General features: G+C 64.2%; 14 protein-coding genes. 10 read left to right on the top strand and 4 right to left on the bottom strand.

Going from position 1 to position 16,810, the window contains the following annotated elements; translation table 11 throughout:
• The first annotated feature begins 2 nt into the window (after positions 1-2).
• Entirely contained in the window at positions 3-899 is an 897-nt protein-coding gene (locus tag VRS74_RS08105; protein WP_354144761.1) for an alpha/beta fold hydrolase, read from the top strand.
• Between the two features lie 3 nt (positions 900-902).
• Here the strand turns inward: VRS74_RS08105 and VRS74_RS08110 are convergent, their stop codons facing one another.
• Positions 903-2,006: a DUF2332 domain-containing protein gene (locus tag VRS74_RS08110; RefSeq protein WP_354144740.1), complete on the bottom strand. Its 1,104-nt coding sequence runs from the start codon at positions 2,004-2,006 to the stop codon at positions 903-905.
• A 38-nt stretch (positions 2,007-2,044) separates the two neighbouring features.
• On the opposite strand from VRS74_RS08110, the gene hisG reads away from it, so the two are divergent.
• The 6 genes from hisG (at position 2,045) to VRS74_RS08140 (ending at position 8,803) form a co-directional block, all read left to right on the top strand.
• Entirely contained in the window at positions 2,045-2,713 is a 669-nt protein-coding gene (gene hisG, locus VRS74_RS08115) for an ATP phosphoribosyltransferase (protein ID WP_354144741.1), read from the top strand.
• Positions 2,713-4,002, top strand: coding sequence for a histidinol dehydrogenase (hisD, locus tag VRS74_RS08120; protein ID WP_354144742.1), 1,290 nt, complete (start codon positions 2,713-2,715; stop codon positions 4,000-4,002). Before hisG ends, hisD begins: the two co-directional genes overlap by 1 nt.
• On the top strand, positions 3,999-4,448 hold the full coding sequence (gene nusB / locus VRS74_RS08125; RefSeq protein ID WP_354144743.1) for a transcription antitermination factor NusB: 450 nt from the start codon (positions 3,999-4,001) through the stop codon (positions 4,446-4,448). Before hisD ends, nusB begins: the two co-directional genes overlap by 4 nt.
• 100 nt (positions 4,449-4,548) lie before the next feature.
• Positions 4,549-5,427: a thiamine-phosphate kinase gene (gene thiL / locus VRS74_RS08130; protein WP_354144744.1), complete on the top strand. Its 879-nt coding sequence runs from the start codon at positions 4,549-4,551 to the stop codon at positions 5,425-5,427.
• A 141-nt stretch (positions 5,428-5,568) separates the two neighbouring features.
• Entirely contained in the window at positions 5,569-7,686 is a 2,118-nt protein-coding gene (locus VRS74_RS08135; RefSeq protein WP_354144745.1) for a sodium-translocating pyrophosphatase, read from the top strand.
• A gap of 193 nt (positions 7,687-7,879) precedes the next feature.
• On the top strand, positions 7,880-8,803 hold the full coding sequence (locus tag VRS74_RS08140; RefSeq protein WP_354144746.1) for an acyl-CoA thioesterase: 924 nt from the start codon (positions 7,880-7,882) through the stop codon (positions 8,801-8,803).
• 1 nt (position 8,804) lies between these two features.
• Here VRS74_RS08140 and VRS74_RS08145 read toward each other — a convergent pair whose 3' ends face one another.
• Positions 8,805-9,620: a universal stress protein gene (locus VRS74_RS08145; RefSeq protein WP_354144747.1), complete on the bottom strand. Its 816-nt coding sequence runs from the start codon at positions 9,618-9,620 to the stop codon at positions 8,805-8,807.
• A gap of 253 nt (positions 9,621-9,873) precedes the next feature.
• Here VRS74_RS08145 and VRS74_RS08150 point away from each other — a divergent pair, with 253 nt between their 5' ends.
• Entirely contained in the window at positions 9,874-11,352 is a 1,479-nt protein-coding gene (locus VRS74_RS08150; RefSeq protein WP_354144748.1) for a carotenoid oxygenase family protein, read from the top strand.
• Positions 11,353-11,744: 392 nt separating this feature from the next.
• Here the strand turns inward: VRS74_RS08150 and VRS74_RS08155 are convergent, their stop codons facing one another.
• Together VRS74_RS08155 and uvrC are read right to left on the bottom strand one after the other, a co-directional pair.
• Complete coding sequence (locus VRS74_RS08155; protein ID WP_354144749.1) at positions 11,745-12,152, bottom strand: putative quinol monooxygenase; 408 nt, start codon at positions 12,150-12,152, stop codon at positions 11,745-11,747.
• 97 nt (positions 12,153-12,249) lie between these two features.
• Entirely contained in the window at positions 12,250-14,190 is a 1,941-nt protein-coding gene (gene uvrC, locus VRS74_RS08160) for an excinuclease ABC subunit UvrC (RefSeq protein ID WP_354144750.1), read from the bottom strand.
• Between the two features lie 91 nt (positions 14,191-14,281).
• Here uvrC and VRS74_RS08165 point away from each other — a divergent pair, with 91 nt between their 5' ends.
• Together VRS74_RS08165 and VRS74_RS08170 are read left to right on the top strand one after the other, a co-directional pair.
• Positions 14,282-15,559 carry an APC family permease gene (locus VRS74_RS08165; protein WP_354144751.1) on the top strand — a complete coding sequence of 426 codons (1,278 nt, stop codon included), beginning with the start codon at positions 14,282-14,284 and terminating at the stop codon, positions 15,557-15,559.
• Positions 15,560-15,562: 3 nt separating this feature from the next.
• The gene (locus tag VRS74_RS08170) at positions 15,563-16,738 is read left to right on the top strand and encodes a BaiN/RdsA family NAD(P)/FAD-dependent oxidoreductase (protein WP_354144752.1); all 1,176 of its coding nucleotides are present in this window, start codon (positions 15,563-15,565) and stop codon (positions 16,736-16,738) included.
• Positions 16,739-16,810 lie beyond the last annotated feature (72 nt).

Consider the following 16,810-nt stretch of genomic DNA (forward strand, 5'->3'; position numbering starts at 1 on the left):
AATTGCGCCAAAAGCGGGTCACGCTCGCCGATGGTATCGAGCTTGATGTGGTCGACGAAGGCCCCCGCAATGCACCGGCGCTGATCTTCCTTCACGGCTTCCCTGAAAGCCATCGCACATGGCGCCACCAGATCGCCCATTTCTCCGGCATCTATCGCTGCATCGTGCCCGACCAGCGCGGCTATCGCGGATCGTCCAAGCCGCAAGGCGTCGAATCCTACACGCCGGACAAGCTGATCGGCGACATCTTCCTTCTGGCCGATGCACTGGGCGTCGAGAAGTTCACCATCGTGGGGCACGATTGGGGCGGAGCGCTGGCCTGGGCAATTGCCATGCGCGGGCAAGGCACGCGGGTCGAACGCGCCATCCTCGCCAATGCGGCTCATCCAGTGATTTACGCCAAGCTCCTGTGGACCGACGAAAAGCAGCGAACGGCGGGGCAGTATATGCGGATCTATCGCGACACTTCGCGCGATGACGAGATCCGCGAGCATGGCCTCATGGCACTGATTGGAGGGACCTCAAACGCAACCGGTGCCTTGCCGCAGGATGATCCGGAAGAGCGCGCCGCCACGCTCGCCGACTGGAGCGACGGAGAGGCCGCGATCGGCATGCTCAATTGGTATCGGGCAACCCCTCTGGCAGTGCCCCCGGCCAAGGCTCCGCTGGAAATTCCGCCTGACGCCAAGCTGCCAAGGGTGCCGAGGCTAACGATTCCCACGCTGGTGATCTGGGCGATGGACGACCACGCACTCACACCCGGGAATATCGAAGGGCTGGACGAGCATGTCGAAAACCTGACTCTGATCAGGGTCGAAGGTTGCGGCCACTTCATCCCATGGCAGGCCCCCGACAAGGTCAATGCCGCGATGGAAGAGTTCCTCGCGCGGACTGCCTGAGGCCTAACCGGCCTTCCATTCGATGTCGGCCCCATGCGCATGCGCGCGGGCGAGCAGCACTTCCTCCTCGCCGCCGGGCCAAAAGCGCACGCGCAATTCGTGGCGGTGGACCGTGCGGTTCGCCTCGAGCGCCACCCAGGCCAGCGGCACATCGGGCGTGGCGCGCGCGCCAGCGGCCTCCATCGCGGCAATTACCCGCGCCTGCTGGTCCTCGGGCACATATTGCCACACGATCGAATGCATCAGCACGCGCGTGGTGCCGGGGGCCTGCGGCTTCGCCAGCTCGGCCTCGACGAAATCCGCCGCGTTCATCTTCACGAGGTCGGGCGCGCGCTGCTTCGCCGCCGCAATCGCCGCTTCCATCCTCTCGAAGCGGATTGTGTGCTCGGGCCAGATATAGGCCTTGAGCCGCAGCGCCTGCGCCGGATCGGTCAGATCGACCGGCGCGACGTCGCAGCCCTTGAGCGAGACGAAGGCAAACGCGTGATCCGGCGGCGGCGGCCCCTTCCATTCGGGAGCAAAGCGCATCGCAGCCTCGTCCGGCCCGACGAGGACTCCGCCCAGATCGTAACGATAGCGGTCGATCATCAAATTGATTCCCGCGCTCGAACCGATCTCCAGGCACTCGAAGCGCGCCGGAAGGCCCCGATCCTCCAGCCACAGCAACGCTGCGATGAAATTGCTCGATCGCCCTGCTTCGTTCGTCTGCGGCGGGCCGTCGAGCCATCGCATCAGCTGCGCCTCGTAACCGCTTATCACTTCGGCGATGATCGCTGCATCGTCGGCAGGCACTCCGCGATAGATCGGGGCAAGCTCCGGCACCTCGCCCGCCAGTTGCAGCGCGTGGATTCCGCCTGCAAGGCGCAGCGGCAGCGCATCGGCCAGCGGCGCGCCCTGCCAGCGCCGCACGCGTTCGAGCAGTGCGCCCTGCTGGTCGCTCTCGACCTCAGCCATGATCGCCGCGCAAACCCGCGCGGTGATCGGCGCGCCATTGGCTTCGCAATAGGCGACCTGGTTGGCGAAGGCGGTGCGCACCGCATCTTCCCCGGTCACGCCCATATCGACGAGCTCATACTTTGGCTTCTTGCCCGCATCGTCCATTTGCATTGCCCTTTCCGCGGCTAATCCTTAAGTGCCGCGGCGCAATGACAGACACCGTGGCCTCTCAGCTGACCTTCGCCATTCCGAAGGGGCGCATTCTCGACGAAGCGCTGCCTGTGATGGCGCGTGCCGGAGTGGTGCCGGAAGACGCGTTCCACGACAAGGGCAACCGCGCGCTGAGCTTTGCCACCAGCCGCCCCGACATGCGGCTGATCCGCGTGCGCGCCTTCGACGTCGCAACCTTTGTCGCACACGGCGCGGCGCAGGTCGGCATCGTCGGGTCCGACGTGATCGAGGAATTCGACTACGCCGATCTCTATGCCCCGGTCGATCTCGATATCGGCCACTGCCGCCTGTCGGTGGCGGTGCCGGTCGGCAGCGAGGGCCCTGCCCGCAGCGCCAGCCACCTTCGCGTGGCGACCAAATATCCGAACCTGACCCGCCGCCACTTCGAAGCCAAGGGCGTGCAGGCCGAATGCGTCAAGCTCAACGGCGCGATGGAGCTTGCCCCGTCGCTGGGCCTGGCGCGGCAGATCGTCGACCTCGTTTCGACCGGGCGCACCCTCAAGGACAATGGGCTGGTCGAGACCGACCGCATCCTCGACATTTCGGCGCGGCTGATCGTGAACCGCGCTGCGCTCAAGACCGATCCGCGCGTCGCCGAACTGGTCGCAGCCTTCCGCCGCGTGACCGAGGAAGGGGCAAGCGCCTGATGTTGCGGCTCGCCACCTCCGACGCCGATTTTGCCGCGCGCTTCGACGCGCTGGTCGATGCGCGCCGCGAAAGCGACAGCGACGTTTCGGGACAAGTCGCAGCGATCCTCGCCGATGTGAAGGCGCGCGGCGATGCCGCCCTGGCCGAATATTCGCAGCGTTTCGACAGCTATACGCTGGCCGAGGAAGCCGACTGGAACATTTCGGCGGAAGCCTGCCGCGCCGCCTATGACGCGCTCGACACCGATCTGCGCGACGCGCTCGAACTCGCGGCCGAACGCATCCGCGCCTATCACCGCGACCAGTTGCCCGCGAACCGTGACTTCACCGATGCCGCAGGCGTGCGCCAGGGCGCGATCTGGCGGCCGGTCGATGCTGCCGGGCTTTATGTGCCGGGCGGCAGGGCTGCCTATCCCTCCTCGCTGCTGATGAATGCGATCCCGGCCAAGGTGGCGGGCGTCGAGCGGCTGGTGGTCGTGACCCCCACTCCGCACGGCAAGACCAACCCGCTCGTGCTTGCCGCGGCGCATATCGCGGGCGTCGACGAGATCTGGCGTGTCGGCGGCGCGCAGGCCATTGCGGCACTCGCCTATGGTACTGACCGCATCCGACCGGTCGATGTGATTACCGGCCCGGGCAATGCCTGGGTCGCGGAAGCCAAGCGCCAGCTCTACGGCGTGGTCGGCATCGACATGGTCGCCGGGCCCAGCGAAATCCTGGTGATCGCCGATGGCGACAACCGCGCCGACTGGATCGCCGCCGACCTGCTGAGCCAGGCCGAGCATGACCCCACGTCGCAATCGATCCTGATCACCGACGATTCCGGTTTTGCCGACAAGGTCGCAGTGCAGGTCGAAGCGCAGCTGGCCGAGCTTGCAACCACTGAAACCGCCACTGCCAGTTGGCAGGACAATGGCGCGATCATCGTGGTCGAGACGCTGGCCGAAGCCGCGCCGCTGGCGAACCGGCTGGCGGCGGAGCACGTCGAACTGGCGGTGGCCGAGCCCGAACCGCTGCTCGGCGCGATCCGCCATGCCGGCAGCGTGTTCCTGGGCCGGATGACCCCCGAGGCGATCGGGGACTATGTCGCTGGCCCCAACCATGTCTTGCCGACAGGCCGGCGCGCGCGTTTCGCCAGCGGGCTTTCGGTGCTCGATTTCATGAAGCGCACCAGCTTCATCGCGCTCGACGAGGCTTCGCTCGGACGGGTCGGCCCGGCCGCGGTCGCGCTCGCCCATGCCGAAGGCCTGCCCGCGCACGCGAAATCCGTTGAATTGAGGCTCAAATGAATATCCCCCGCTCGCAAGCACGCTCCGCCGCGCGGCTTGCCGCCGTCCAGGCGCTTTACCAGCAGCAGATGGAAGGCACCGCGCTGGCGCGGCTGCTCAACGAGTTCCACCAGCACCGGTTGGGAATGGAAATCGACGACGATCAATATGCCGAAGCCGAAGTCGATTTCTTCGACGACCTTGTGGCGGGCGTTGATGCGCGCCGCGAAGAGATCGACGGGCTGCTCGCCGGCAAGTTGGCCGAAGGCTGGACGCTTGCGCGGCTCGACAAGACCATGCTGCAGATCCTGCGCAGCGGGGCCTATGAACTGGTCGCCCGCGCCGATGTCCCCACCGCGACCGCGATCGACGAATATGTCGATGTGGCGAAGGCCTTCTTCGACGACCGCGAAGCCAAGTTCGTCAACGGCATTCTCGACGCGCTGGCAAAGGAAGTCAGGAACTGATTTTCTCTCAGTTCCGTCACCCTGAACTTGTTTCAGGGTCCATCTCTCCAATTGCGAAGATCGGTTTGGATGGCACAATGGATGCTGAAACGAGTTCAGCATGACGAGTGAAGCCAAATTTATCGAGGCGCTCAGGAAGCTTTTGCTCCACCCCGCGGCACGTGGGCTGGAAGATGATTGCGCAGTGCTTCCCATAGGCGGCGAAACGCTGGTCATCACGCATGACATGATGGCGGAGGGGACGCATTTCCCGGATGGGGCAGACATGGCCGATGTGGCGTGGAAGCTGGTCGCCGTGAACCTGTCCGATCTCGCTGCAAAGGGCGCTGAGCCCATCGGCGTGCTGCTCGGCCATATGCTGGGCGAAGGCGATGAGCGCTTCCTCGAAGGGTTGGGAGAAGTCCTGCGCGCCTATAACGTGCCGCTGCTCGGCGGTGACACGATCCGGGGCGCGGGCCGCAGCGAAGGCGCGCGCGCCTTCGGCCTTACCGCGATTGGCCGTGCAACACATGTCCCTGTGCCGGACCGGCGCGGAGCGGAGCCAGGCGATGCGGTCTATGTCACGGGAACGCTCGGCCGCGCCATGCTCGGCTTCGAGCAAGGCCGTGGCGCTGGCGCATATGGCGAAGCCTATTCCCGCCCGCGCCCATTGCTCGCCGAAGGCCGCGCCCTCGCCCCGCATGTCAGCGCGATGATGGATGTCTCAGACGGGCTGCTGGTCGACGCCTGGCGGCTGGGCGAAGCCAGCGCCGTGACGCTGGCGCTGGATAGTGCACACTTTCCGGTGGCCGACCCTGCACGGCGCGAGGATTGCGTGCGCTGGGGCGACGACTACGAACTGCTCTTCACTGCACCTGCCGACACCGCATTGCCGGTGGAGGCGACCCGGATCGGCACAGTCGCTACCGGAGGTACGAGCGCGCTGTTGGTCGATGGCAAGCCAATGACTCTGCAGGACGGGCTCGGCTACCGGCACTGAGTTCCCTCTGCAAATTGGTGACAGCGACGGCCTAGGCCGATTCGCCCCTTGTCACATGCAACACAGGCCCTATAGCCTCCGCCACAAACAGGTCCTGCGTCCGCAGGGCTGCAATTCCACGCATAAAAGAGGGGACTTTTGGTGGACCTGATTCTCATTTCAATTGGGTTGGGACTATTGGCCATCGTGTACGGCTTCGTCACCAGCCGCCAGGTTCTCGGCGCAGACGCCGGGAACGCAAAGATGCAGGAAATCGCTGCGGCGATCCAGGAAGGCGCCCAAGCCTACCTGAAGCGCCAGTACACCACCATCGCCATCGTCGGCGTGGCGGTTGCTGTGCTGGTCGCCTATTTCCTCGGCACCGTTTCGGCCACCGGCTTCGTGATCGGCGCGATCCTGTCGGGCGTCGCGGGCTTCATCGGGATGAACATCTCGGTGCGCTCGAACGTCCGCACCGCGCAGGCTGCGAGCGAAGGGCTGCAACAGGGCCTGACGCTCGCTTTCCGCGCCGGCGCAATCACCGGCCTGCTCGTGGCCGGCCTCGCGCTGCTCGCGATCGCAGTTTTCTACTGGTACCTCACCGGCCCCGGCGGCTACACCGTCGGCGGTGAAGACCGCACCGTGGTCGACGGCCTCGTTGCCCTCGCCTTCGGCGCATCGCTGATCTCGATCTTCGCACGCCTTGGCGGCGGCATCTTCACCAAGGCTGCCGACGTCGGCGCCGACCTCGTCGGCAAGGTCGAGGCGGGCATCCCCGAAGACGATCCGCGCAACCCGGCAGTGATCGCCGACAACGTGGGCGACAATGTGGGCGACTGCGCCGGCATGGCTGCCGACCTGTTCGAAACCTATGTCGTTACCGTCGGCGCCACCATGGTGCTGACCGCGCTGCTGCTGAAGGGCGCAGGCGACCTGCTGCCGAACCTGATGGCGCTTCCGCTGCTGATCGGCGGCGTCTGCATCGTCACTTCGATCATCGGCACCTATTTCGTCCGCCTCGGCGGCGGCACCAATGTGATGGGCGCGATGTACAAGGGCTTCCTTGTCAGCGCAGTTCTGGCGATCCCGGCGATCTGGTTCTCGACCGACATCGCACTGGGCGGCCTCGCCACCAGCATTACCGTGGGCGAAACCGGCACCACCTTCACCGGCATGGACCTGTTCTGGTGTGCGCTGCTGGGCCTGGTCATCACCGGCCTGATCATCTGGATCACCGAGTATTACACCGGCACGGGCTTCCGTCCGGTCCGCTCGATCGCCAAGGCTTCGGAAACGGGCCACGGCACCAATGTGATCCAGGGCCTCGCCATTTCGCTTGAAGCGACCGCGCTGCCCACTCTGGTCATCGTGGCGGGCATCGTAATCGCTTACCAGCTCGCTGGCCTGATCGGCATCGCCTATGCTGCGACCGCCATGTTGGCGCTGGCTGGCATGGTCGTGGCACTCGACGCCTATGGTCCTGTCACCGACAATGCCGGCGGCATCGCCGAAATGGCCGGTCTGGACGACAGCGTCCGCGAAAAGACCGACCTGCTCGACGCCGTGGGCAACACCACCAAGGCCGTGACCAAGGGTTACGCGATCGGTTCGGCCGGCCTCGCCGCGCTGGTGCTGTTCGCTGCTTACACCACCGACCTTCGCGAGTTCTTCCCGGACCTGACGGTCGATTTCAGCCTTGAAAATCCCTACGTCATCGTCGGCCTGCTGCTCGGCGCTCTGCTCCCGTACCTTTTCGGTGCGATGGGCATGACCGCCGTGGGCCGCGCCGCTGGCGACGTGGTGATCGACGTGCGCGACCAGTTCAAGAACAACCCCGGCATCATGACCTATGAGTCGAAGCCGGACTATGCTCGCACCGTCGACCTGGTGACCAAGGCCGCGATCAAGGAAATGATCATCCCGTCGCTGCTTCCGGTGCTTGCGCCGATCGTGGTGTACTTCGTGATCGCCGCGATCGCGGGTGAAGCCAACGGCTTCGCGGCGCTCGGCGCTCTGCTGCTCGGCGTGATCGTCGGCGGCCTGTTCGTCGCGCTGTCGATGACGGCCGGCGGCGGTGCCTGGGACAACGCCAAGAAGTACATCGAAGACGGCAATCACGGCGGCAAGGGCTCGGAAGCCCATAAGGCCGCGGTGACCGGCGACACCGTGGGTGACCCCTACAAGGACACCGCGGGCCCGGCCGTGAACCCGATGATCAAGATCACCAACATCGTCGCGCTGCTGCTGCTCGCGGCGCTGGCTGGCGGTCACGCGATGTAATCGCATACCCACATTGACGGGACTGGAGAGCCCCGCTCGGCACTGCGCCGGGCGGGGTTTTCTTTGCCCTCAAGTAGCGAAGCGATAGGGCAGACAAAGACTCCCTCAAGTAGCGAAGCGGTAGGGAAGTAATTGCATCCCTCTCAAATTTGCCGCGTTGACCTTCGCTCACGCGCGCCGCAATGGAAGCGCCATGGCAGACGCACCTTCCGATCCCCCCACCCCCGAACGGCTGGTTGCCGGGCTGGTCCGGCTCCTCACCGTAGAGCCCGGCGCTCCGATGCATTTCACTGGCAAGCCGCAGAAGGGCGGCGTTGGCCGCGTGTTCGGCGGGCAGGTGATCGCGCAGGCGCTGCAGGCGGCGCAAGCGACCGTCGGGGACGGGAAGGAAGCGCATTCGCTCCACGCCTATTTCCTGCGCGGAGGCAAGGAAGGCCCGCCGATCAGCTACGAAGTCGCCGCCGATTTCGACGGGCGCAGCTTTGCCAACCGCCGTGTCGTCGCCAGCCAGATGGAGGAAGACGGCACCAGCCGCCCGATCCTGAACCTCACGGCCAGCTTCCAACTGCCCGAGCCGGGACTTGAGCATGATGATTACACCATGCCTGACGTGCCCGGGCCGGAAGATTTGCGCAGCGACATGGAACTGCGCCACGAATATGCCGAGAAGGCTGGGATCAGCGGCACGGCACGCGCGATGATGCTGCGCCCGCGCCCGATCGAAATGCGCACCACGGACAAGCTGCACTGGATGAATTCGGAGCCGCGCCAGCCTTGTGCACATAGCTGGTTCAGAGCCGCTGCACCGCTGCCCGACGATCCGGCGTTGCACCGCGCCATCATCGCCTATGCGAGCGATTTCACGCTGCTGGGCACCAGCGCGCTGCCGCATGGCCTCAGCTGGATGCGCGGCGAACTGGTCGGCGCCAGCCTCGACCATGCGATCTGGTTCCACCGCCCTGCCCGCGCTGACGAATGGCTGCTCTACGCCACGGATGCTCCGTGGAGCGGCGGCGGGCGCGGCTTCAACCGCGGGCGGATCTTCAACCGCGCTGGCGAACTGGTCGCCAGCGTGGCTCAGGAAGGCATGATGCGGCGGCGCGCGCCCAAGGCCTGAATCAATGCGCGAGCAGGATCGGTAGCTTCGGATCCGTCAGCGCATTGCGCGTAACCCCGCCGACCAGGAATTCCGCCAGCCGCGAGTGGCCATAGGCGCCCATCACCATATAGCTGCAGTGGCGGATCGAAGCGGCGTCGACCAGCGTCTCGGCGACAGACTCGTCGCCTTGCGGGATTTCGACGAGTTCCGCCTGGATGCCGTGGCGGCTCAGGTATTCGGCGCCCTCTACCGGCGGAAGGTCATGCCGTTCGCGCGGCTTCTTTTCCGCCACCGATGCGAGATAGACCTTGCTCGCCTTGGCCAGCAGCGGCAGCGCCGCGCGCAGTGCGACGCAGGCTTCGGTCGAGCCGTTCCAGGCCACGAAGGCTGGCCCGCTCCAGTCGACGCGCTTCTGGTCCTTCGGCACCACCAGCACGGGTGTGCGCGAATGCAGCAGTAAATCACCCACCATGCGCGAGGGGCGCGGGCCTTCATCGCCAATATCGTTGGGGCCGAGCACGACGACATCGTTGATCGCCGACTTCTCCATCAGGCGGCTTTCAGCCATGCCGAACTGCAAGATATACTCCCACGGAACATCTTCGTTCGAGAGGTCAGCTTCGACTTCCTTGCGCAAAGCCTCGGCATTCTCGCGGATCACCGGCATCGCGGCCGCCATGGCCGAACCATAGAAATCGCCCGGCGCGAAAATCTCGTAAGTCACCGCCTGCAGGCAGGTGATGTGCCCGCCGAATGCGCGCGCAAGGTCGAGCGCAGCCTGTGTGCGGGCCTCAAGCCCCGAGTCATCGTTGATATGGAGCAGGATCGATTTCATGGCGCGTCTCTCCTTTCGCTTCGGCGAACCACTTCCCTATAACATGTAACCTACGCGTTCCACGCATTGTTACATTGATCACGATCAATTTCGACCCGCGTCGCAGGTTAATCCCGCTGATTCAGGAATTCTACGCCACTTCTGCCGTCCCGTTCCACTAAATATTTGATTGCCTGAGGTTTTGACGCCGCGGGAAAGGAATGCATTGAGCTGTGGCCGTATCGCGCTACTCTCTGCGCTGGAGAGGTAAGCCATGCAGATCACCCGCCTGCCGCCTGTGCGGCAAACGCTCGAGCCTTCGAACCACCCTTACCTTTCCGGTCCGTGGACCCCTTGCCTTGAAGAGGTCGATGTCGACGAGCTGGAAGTGATCGAGGGTGAAATCCCCGCGGATATTGACGGCATTTACCTGCGCAACACGGAGAACCCGGTGCACCAGCCGCTGGGCCGCTATCACCCCTTCGATGGCGATGCGATGGTGCACCAGGTCAGCATTTCGGGTAGCAAGGCAAGCTATCGCAACCGCTTCGTGCGCACGCATTGCTTCGCGGAAGAGCAGATCGCGGGCCAATCACTCTGGGGCGGGTTGATGGACCCTCCGGGCACATCGAAGCGTCCCGGCTTCGGCGCGCATGGCGGGCTGAAGGACACTGGCAGCACCGACATCGTGGTGCATGCAGGCGTCGCCTATGCCACCTTCTACCAATGCGGCGAAGCGTGGATGCTCGATCCTGAGACGCTGGAGAATCTCGGCAAGGCGCCGTGGGGCCCATTGGACGGGGTTTCCGCGCATCCGAAGGTGGACGAGCAGACCGGCGAACTGATGTTCTTCAACTATTCGGTCCACGCCCCCTACATGCATTATGGCGTGGTCGATCGCGCGGGAAAGCTGGTGCATTACGTCCCCATTCCCTTGCCCGGCCCTCGCCTGCCGCATGACATGGCAGTCACCCGGAACTGGTCGATCCTCAACGACATGCCGCTGTTCTGGGACGCCGAGGCGCTGAAGCGCGACATCCATGCGGCGCGATTGCACGAAGGGCTGCCTTCGCGCTTCGCATTGATCCCGCGCCATGGCCAGCCGGAGGAGATCCGCTGGTTCGAGGCCGAGCCGACCTATGTGCTGCACTGGACGAATGCATATGAGGTCTCTGGGTCAGAAGGCGACGAGGTGGTGCTGGAGGGCTATCACCAGTCATGCCCCATGCCGCAGCCACTGCAGGAGCATGGCCGCTATGCGCATATGATGGCCTATGTCGACGAGCACAGCTTCCAGTGCCGCCTGCACCGCTGGCGCTTCAATTTGAAGACGGGCGAAACGCGCGAAGAGCGCCTGTCCGACCGGATCGTCGAATTCGGGATGATCAACCCGGAATATCTGATGAAGAAATCGCGCTACGTCTGGTCGACCACGACCAGGCCGGGCTGGTTCCTGTTCAACGGATACTGCCGGCATGACACCGAAACCGGCGAAGAGCAGGTCTACACGCTGCCTGACGGAGTCTATGCCAGCGAGAGTCCGGTTGTACCGAGAGAGGGAGCGACTTCAGAGGACGACGCTTACCTCGTGACCTTCCTGATCGACGAGAACAGCAGCACCAGCGAACTCGCGATCCTCGATGCCAGCGACGTGACCAGGGGGCCGATCGCCCGCCTCGCCCTTCCGCACAAGATCAGCAGCGGGGTCCATTCGACCTGGGTTGAGCGGGGGATGCTAGCGCGAGGCAGCTGACCGTCCGCAAATGGCGGGAATTGCGTGCCGCTGCCTGTTCACTCGCAAGCCCGCGTTCGCTGCTCCCGAGCTGCGTCAGGAGCGTCTTGCCATCCTCTGCCCACCAACTGCCAGTGATTGCCATCGCAGGTCTTATCCCTTGCGGAGTCGGGATTCGTAGCGAAGGTTATTGCTCTTCCCGAGCAATCGCCAGCGGCATCGACTAGCGCCGGTCGATATCCTCCGCCGCCTATTGCCCTAATTTCGACCAATATATGGTTGGCTGGCGTCCAATGCCGGGTGCGACGCAGGACCGAAGCTTAACTTCTCGACACCCGCGCGCAGTACAATAGCCGGTGCATCGGCACGGCAGGAGCAAATCCCCGCCGCGCCGCGCTATTGCCAGTTCGCGCTTATTCCGCGCCCGCTGCGTCGAGCGAGTAATAGCCCATCTGCGGCTCTGCCACGAGCAGGCTCTCGATGTGCGCCCAGTCGCCCGACTGGTTGATCCGGTCAAAATGTTCGAAGTGAAGTTCCTTGGTGGTCCAGACTTCCTCGAGCACGAAGATATTGGGCTCGTCGATATTGCGATAGACCTTGGCCGAAACGAAACCCGCTTCGCTCTTCATCGCGTCGGAAACGCCGTCAAGAATGCTCTTGAGCTCAGCGAGTCCTTTATCGCTCGCTTCGAAGCGAATGATCAGGGTGACGCCGTTCTGCGAAGTGGCCGGTGCCAGAGCGGTTTCAGTAGTGGGTGAGTTGCAGGCCGCAAGCCCTGCCGCAAGCAGGGCAAGCACTGCAAAAGTCTTGCCTAATCTCATTTTGCTTTCCTTGTGAAAGCCCCCGCGGCGCGCCTAGCGGCTTGATGCGCAAAGGGCAACTGCCCGGACTATCCGACGGATGGCGGGCTAGATGCCCTCACCCGCCCGCGTGGTAGAAATCGTAAATCTTGCGGGCAACCGCGTCGGAAACGCCTGGTGCGCGTTGCAGGTCTTCCAGCGCGGCGGCGCGGACCTTGCTCGCCGTGCCGAAATGCAGCAGCAGCGCACGTTTGCGAGCCGGGCCGATGCCGGGGATCTCGTCGAGCGGTGAGGCGGAAATCGCGCGGCTTCGCTTCGCCCGGTGCGCGCCGATGACATAGCGGTGCACCTCGTCGCGCAGGTTCTGAAGGTAGAACAGAAGCGGCGAATTGACCGGCAGCGTCTTCTCGCGCCCGTCGGGGAAGTGGAACACTTCCCTCCCCTCGCGCCCGTGGTGCGGCCCCTTGGCGATGGCGATCAGCGGCACGTCCTCGATCCCCAGTTCCTCCAGCGTGTCGCGCACCGAAGACATCTGGCCCTTGCCACCATCGATCAGGACGAGGTCGGGCCATGTTCCGCCTTCCCGCTCCGGGTCTTCCTCCATCGCGCGACTGAAGCGTCGCCGCATCACTTCGCGCATCATGCCGAAATCGTCATTGGTCTGGGCTTCGCGGATGTTGAACTTGCGGTACTGGTTCTTGAGGAAGCCGTCCGGCCCCGCGACAACCATGGCGCCAACCGCCTTGGCGCCCTGGATATGGCTGTTGTCGTATACTTCGATCCGCTGGGGCGCCCCGTCGAGCTCGAAGAATTCGGCCAGGTCGCGCAACACCTTGGCCTTGGTGCCGCTTTCCGCCAGCCGCCGGTCGAGCGCCTCGCCCGCATTGCGTTCCGCCTGCTGCATCAGTTTGCGCCGCTCGCCGCGCTGCGGGACCGAAATCGCAACTTTGCGCCCGGCAAGCTCGCTGAGTGCCTGCTCGATCAGCTCGGCTTCGGGAAGTTCGCGGTCGACCAGCACTGTCGGCGGCGGCGGCACCTCCTCATAGAATTGCAGGATCACATCGGCGAGCACCTGCTCTTCCTCGACATCCTTCGTGTGGGTCGGGAAGAAGGCGCGATGGCCCCAGTTCTGGCCCCCACGGATGAAGAAGGCCTGGATGCCGACATGGCCGCCCTTGGCCGCAAGCGCGAAAACATCCGCATCGCCGAGCCCCTGTGCGTGGATCGCCTGCGAACCCTGGATGAAGGTCGCCGCGCGCAGCCGGTCGCGCAGGATCGCGGCCGTCTCGAAGTCCAGCGCTTCGGCAGCCTCCGCCATCTGGCGCTCAAGATCGGCCTGCACAGCCGAAGACTTGCCCGAAAGGAAGTCCTTCGCCTGGTCGACCAGCGCGGCATAGTCCGCCTCGCCGATCCGGCCGACGCAGGGCGCGCTGCAACGCTTGATCTGGTACAGCAGGCAGGGCCGGTCGCGGCGGCTGAAGAAGCTGTCGGTGCAGCTCCTCAGCAGGAACAGTTTCTGCAACGCGTTGATCGTGGTGTTGACGCTACCCGCACTGGCGAAGGGGCCGTAGTAATTGCCCTTCGCCTTGCGCGCGCCGCGATGCTTCATGATGCGCGGGAAGTCGTGCTCTGCGCGCAGCAGGATGAAGGGGAAGCTCTTGTCGTCACGCAAATGGACGTTGAACGGCGGGCGGAAGCGCTTGACCAGTTGCGCTTCGAGCAGCAGCGCCTCCGCCTCCGAATTGGTGGTGACGATTTCCATGCCGCGGGTCTGGCTGACCATGCGCAGCAGGCGGTTGGTCAGCCCCTGCACCTGCGTGTAATTGGCGACGCGGTTCTTCAGCGCCCGCGCCTTGCCGACATAGAGCACGTCGCCGCGCGCATCGAGCATGCGATAGACGCCGGGAACCGGCTTGAGCGTCTTCACCGTCTCGCGGATTGCGGCGATCCCGGCTTCCAGATCGGGCTGCGCGCTGGCGACGGTATAGGTCGCCTGCTCCTCATGGAAGCGTTCGGCACCTCTGGGGTTGTGCGGTGATCCGGCCTTGCTGCGAGACATGGTGGCAGAGATAGGCGGAGGCACGAACAATCTCAATTGCTTGCGCTTGTTCCGCTTTACGGGCAGCGTAGCGGCTCATTTGGGGGAATTGATGGACAAGACGATAGCACCGCCGCGCACGGTCGGTTTCTGGGGCAGTTCGCTGTTCCAGATCAACGGGATGATCGGATCGGGGATATTCGCCCTGCCAGCAGTCCTCGTCGCTTACGTCGGCAGTTTCGCGCCGTGGATGATGCTGCTGGGCGGAATAATGTTCCTGCCGCTGGCGCTGACCTTCGCCTGGCTCGCCAAGCGCTTCGACGGCAGCGGCGGCCCGGTGCTTTACGGTAAGGCAGCATTCGGCAACTTCGCCGGGTTCCAGGCCGGCTGGGGACGATATGCCTCAGGCATCATCGCACTGGCGGCGAACACACACGTAATGGTGGCCTATTTCGCGGCGCTCTCTCCCGCGCTCGAAACGCCGCTGGTGACAACCGTAGTGGTGGTTCTCACCATACTGATCTTCACCGCGATCAACCTGCTGAGCATGCGCAGTTCGGTCAATGCGCTTGGTGGCCTGACCGCGCTCAAATTGCTGCCACTTGCCCTCATCATCGGCGCGGCGATTTTCGGCGGATTTACCTCTCCCGCCATTGTCCTGCCGCAGTTCAGCCAAATCGAATCGGTCGTGCTGCTGCTGTTCTACGCGTTCATCGGCTTTGAAGGGGTGACGGTGCCCGCAGGCGAAGGCCGCAACCCCAAGCGCGACATTCCGCGCGTACTTGTGACGGTGCTGGCAGGCGTGACCCTGCTCTATGCACTGGTGATCTGGGCCTATCTCACCATCGGCCCCGAAGAAGGCGCGAACGAAAATGCGCTGGCAGGGGCTGCTGAGCTGGCACTAGGCCAATGGGGCGCACTGGTGATCGTTGTCGGAGCCGGGTTCTCGATCGCGGCGAACAATTTTGCCAGCCTGATCGTCGTGCCGCGCGTGGCATATGGCATGGCAGAACAAGGCATGCTCCCCAGCTGGTTCCGACAGGTTAGCCCGCGCTTCCTTACACCTGCGAACTCGATAGTGTTCTACGGCGTGGCCGCGGCGCTGTTTTCGGTTTGGGCAGGCTTTGCCGCACTCGCTGCAGCAAGCACTCTCACGCGGTTGCTCACCTATGCAATCACCGCGGCTGCGGTGCCTATGATCGAGCACAGTGAAGGCAGGGCCAATCCGCTGCACGCGGTAGTTGCCTTGCTTGCTTTCGTGGCTTCGGCCTGGATCGCCAGTCATGCCGATCAGCAGGCATGGTCGATGTTCGGCGTATTGCTGGTGACCGGAACTGGCCTCTATTTCATCGCCAGCCGCGGATCGAAGGATGCGGCGCAGGCTGCATGACTCATGGCTGACACCTACGATGCGATTGTGCTGGGCGCGGGCGCGGCCGGGCTGATGTGCGCCGCGCGCGCGGGGCAGCGCGGCAGGCGCGTTCTGGTGCTCGAAAAGGGGGAGAAGCCGGGCAAGAAGATCCTCATCTCAGGCGGCGGGCGCTGCAATTTCACCAATATCGGCGCGAGCCCGGCGAACTACCTCAGCGCCAATCCGCATTTCGCGAAGAGCGCGCTCGCGCGATACACGCCGCGTGATTTCATCGAGCTCGTCGATAGTTACGGCATCGCCTGGCACGAAAAGACGCTGGGACAGCTGTTCTGCGACGGTTCGGCGCAGCAGATCGTCGATATGCTGCTGGCCGAATGCGCGAAAGGTGGCGTCGAAGTGCGCTGCAATGCCGAGGTGACAGCTGTCGAGCACGATGCAGGGCGATTTGCCGTCATGGCCAACGGACAGATCGCGACCGCCGCAAGCCTTGTGATCGCCACCGGGGGCCCTTCGATCCCCAAGATGGGCGCGACCGGATATGCCTATGACCTCGCCCGACAGTTCAGGCTGAAAGTGGTCGAACCTCGCCCTGCCCTCGTCCCGCTGACGCTGGGCGGAGAAGAAGTGCTGTTCCGCGAAATCTCCGGCGTATCGGCGCCGGTCGTGGCGACCGCCAACAAAACAAGCTTTGCCGAAGCCGCACTCTTCACCCATCGTGGCTTGTCCGGCCCGGCGATCCTGCAGGTCAGCTCCTATTGGCGCCCGGGTGACGAGGTGAGCATCGATTTCGTGCCGGGTCGCCCGGCCGACTGGCTGGTGGAGCGCAAGCGCGAAACCCCGCGCGCAACGCTCAAATCGCTGCTGCGGGAAGCGCTACCTGACCGGTTGGCGGATATTCTTGCGGAGAAAATCGGCATCCACACAGAGCTGGGCAACACGCCTGACAAGGCCTTGCTGGCGGCCGCAGTGCGACTTGCCCGATGGAGTTTCCACCCCAATGGCAGCGAAGGCTTTGCCAAGGCGGAAGTAACCGTCGGCGGCATTTCGACCGCGGAATTATCTTCCAAGACAATGGAATCGAAACGGATTCCCGGGCTCTATGCGATCGGCGAGGCGGTCGACGTGACTGGCTGGCTGGGTGGCTACAATTTCCAGTGGGCCTGGGCCAGCGGGGTAGCCGCGGGCGAAGCACTCTAGGCTCAGGACTCATTGCGGCAGCCAGAAGATGACGGTTGCGGCGATGCAGATGGCGGACATGAACGTGTGGGC

Source organism: Altererythrobacter litoralis (assembly GCF_036324225.1).
Lineage (GTDB): Bacteria > Pseudomonadota > Alphaproteobacteria > Sphingomonadales > Sphingomonadaceae > Erythrobacter > Erythrobacter litoralis_A.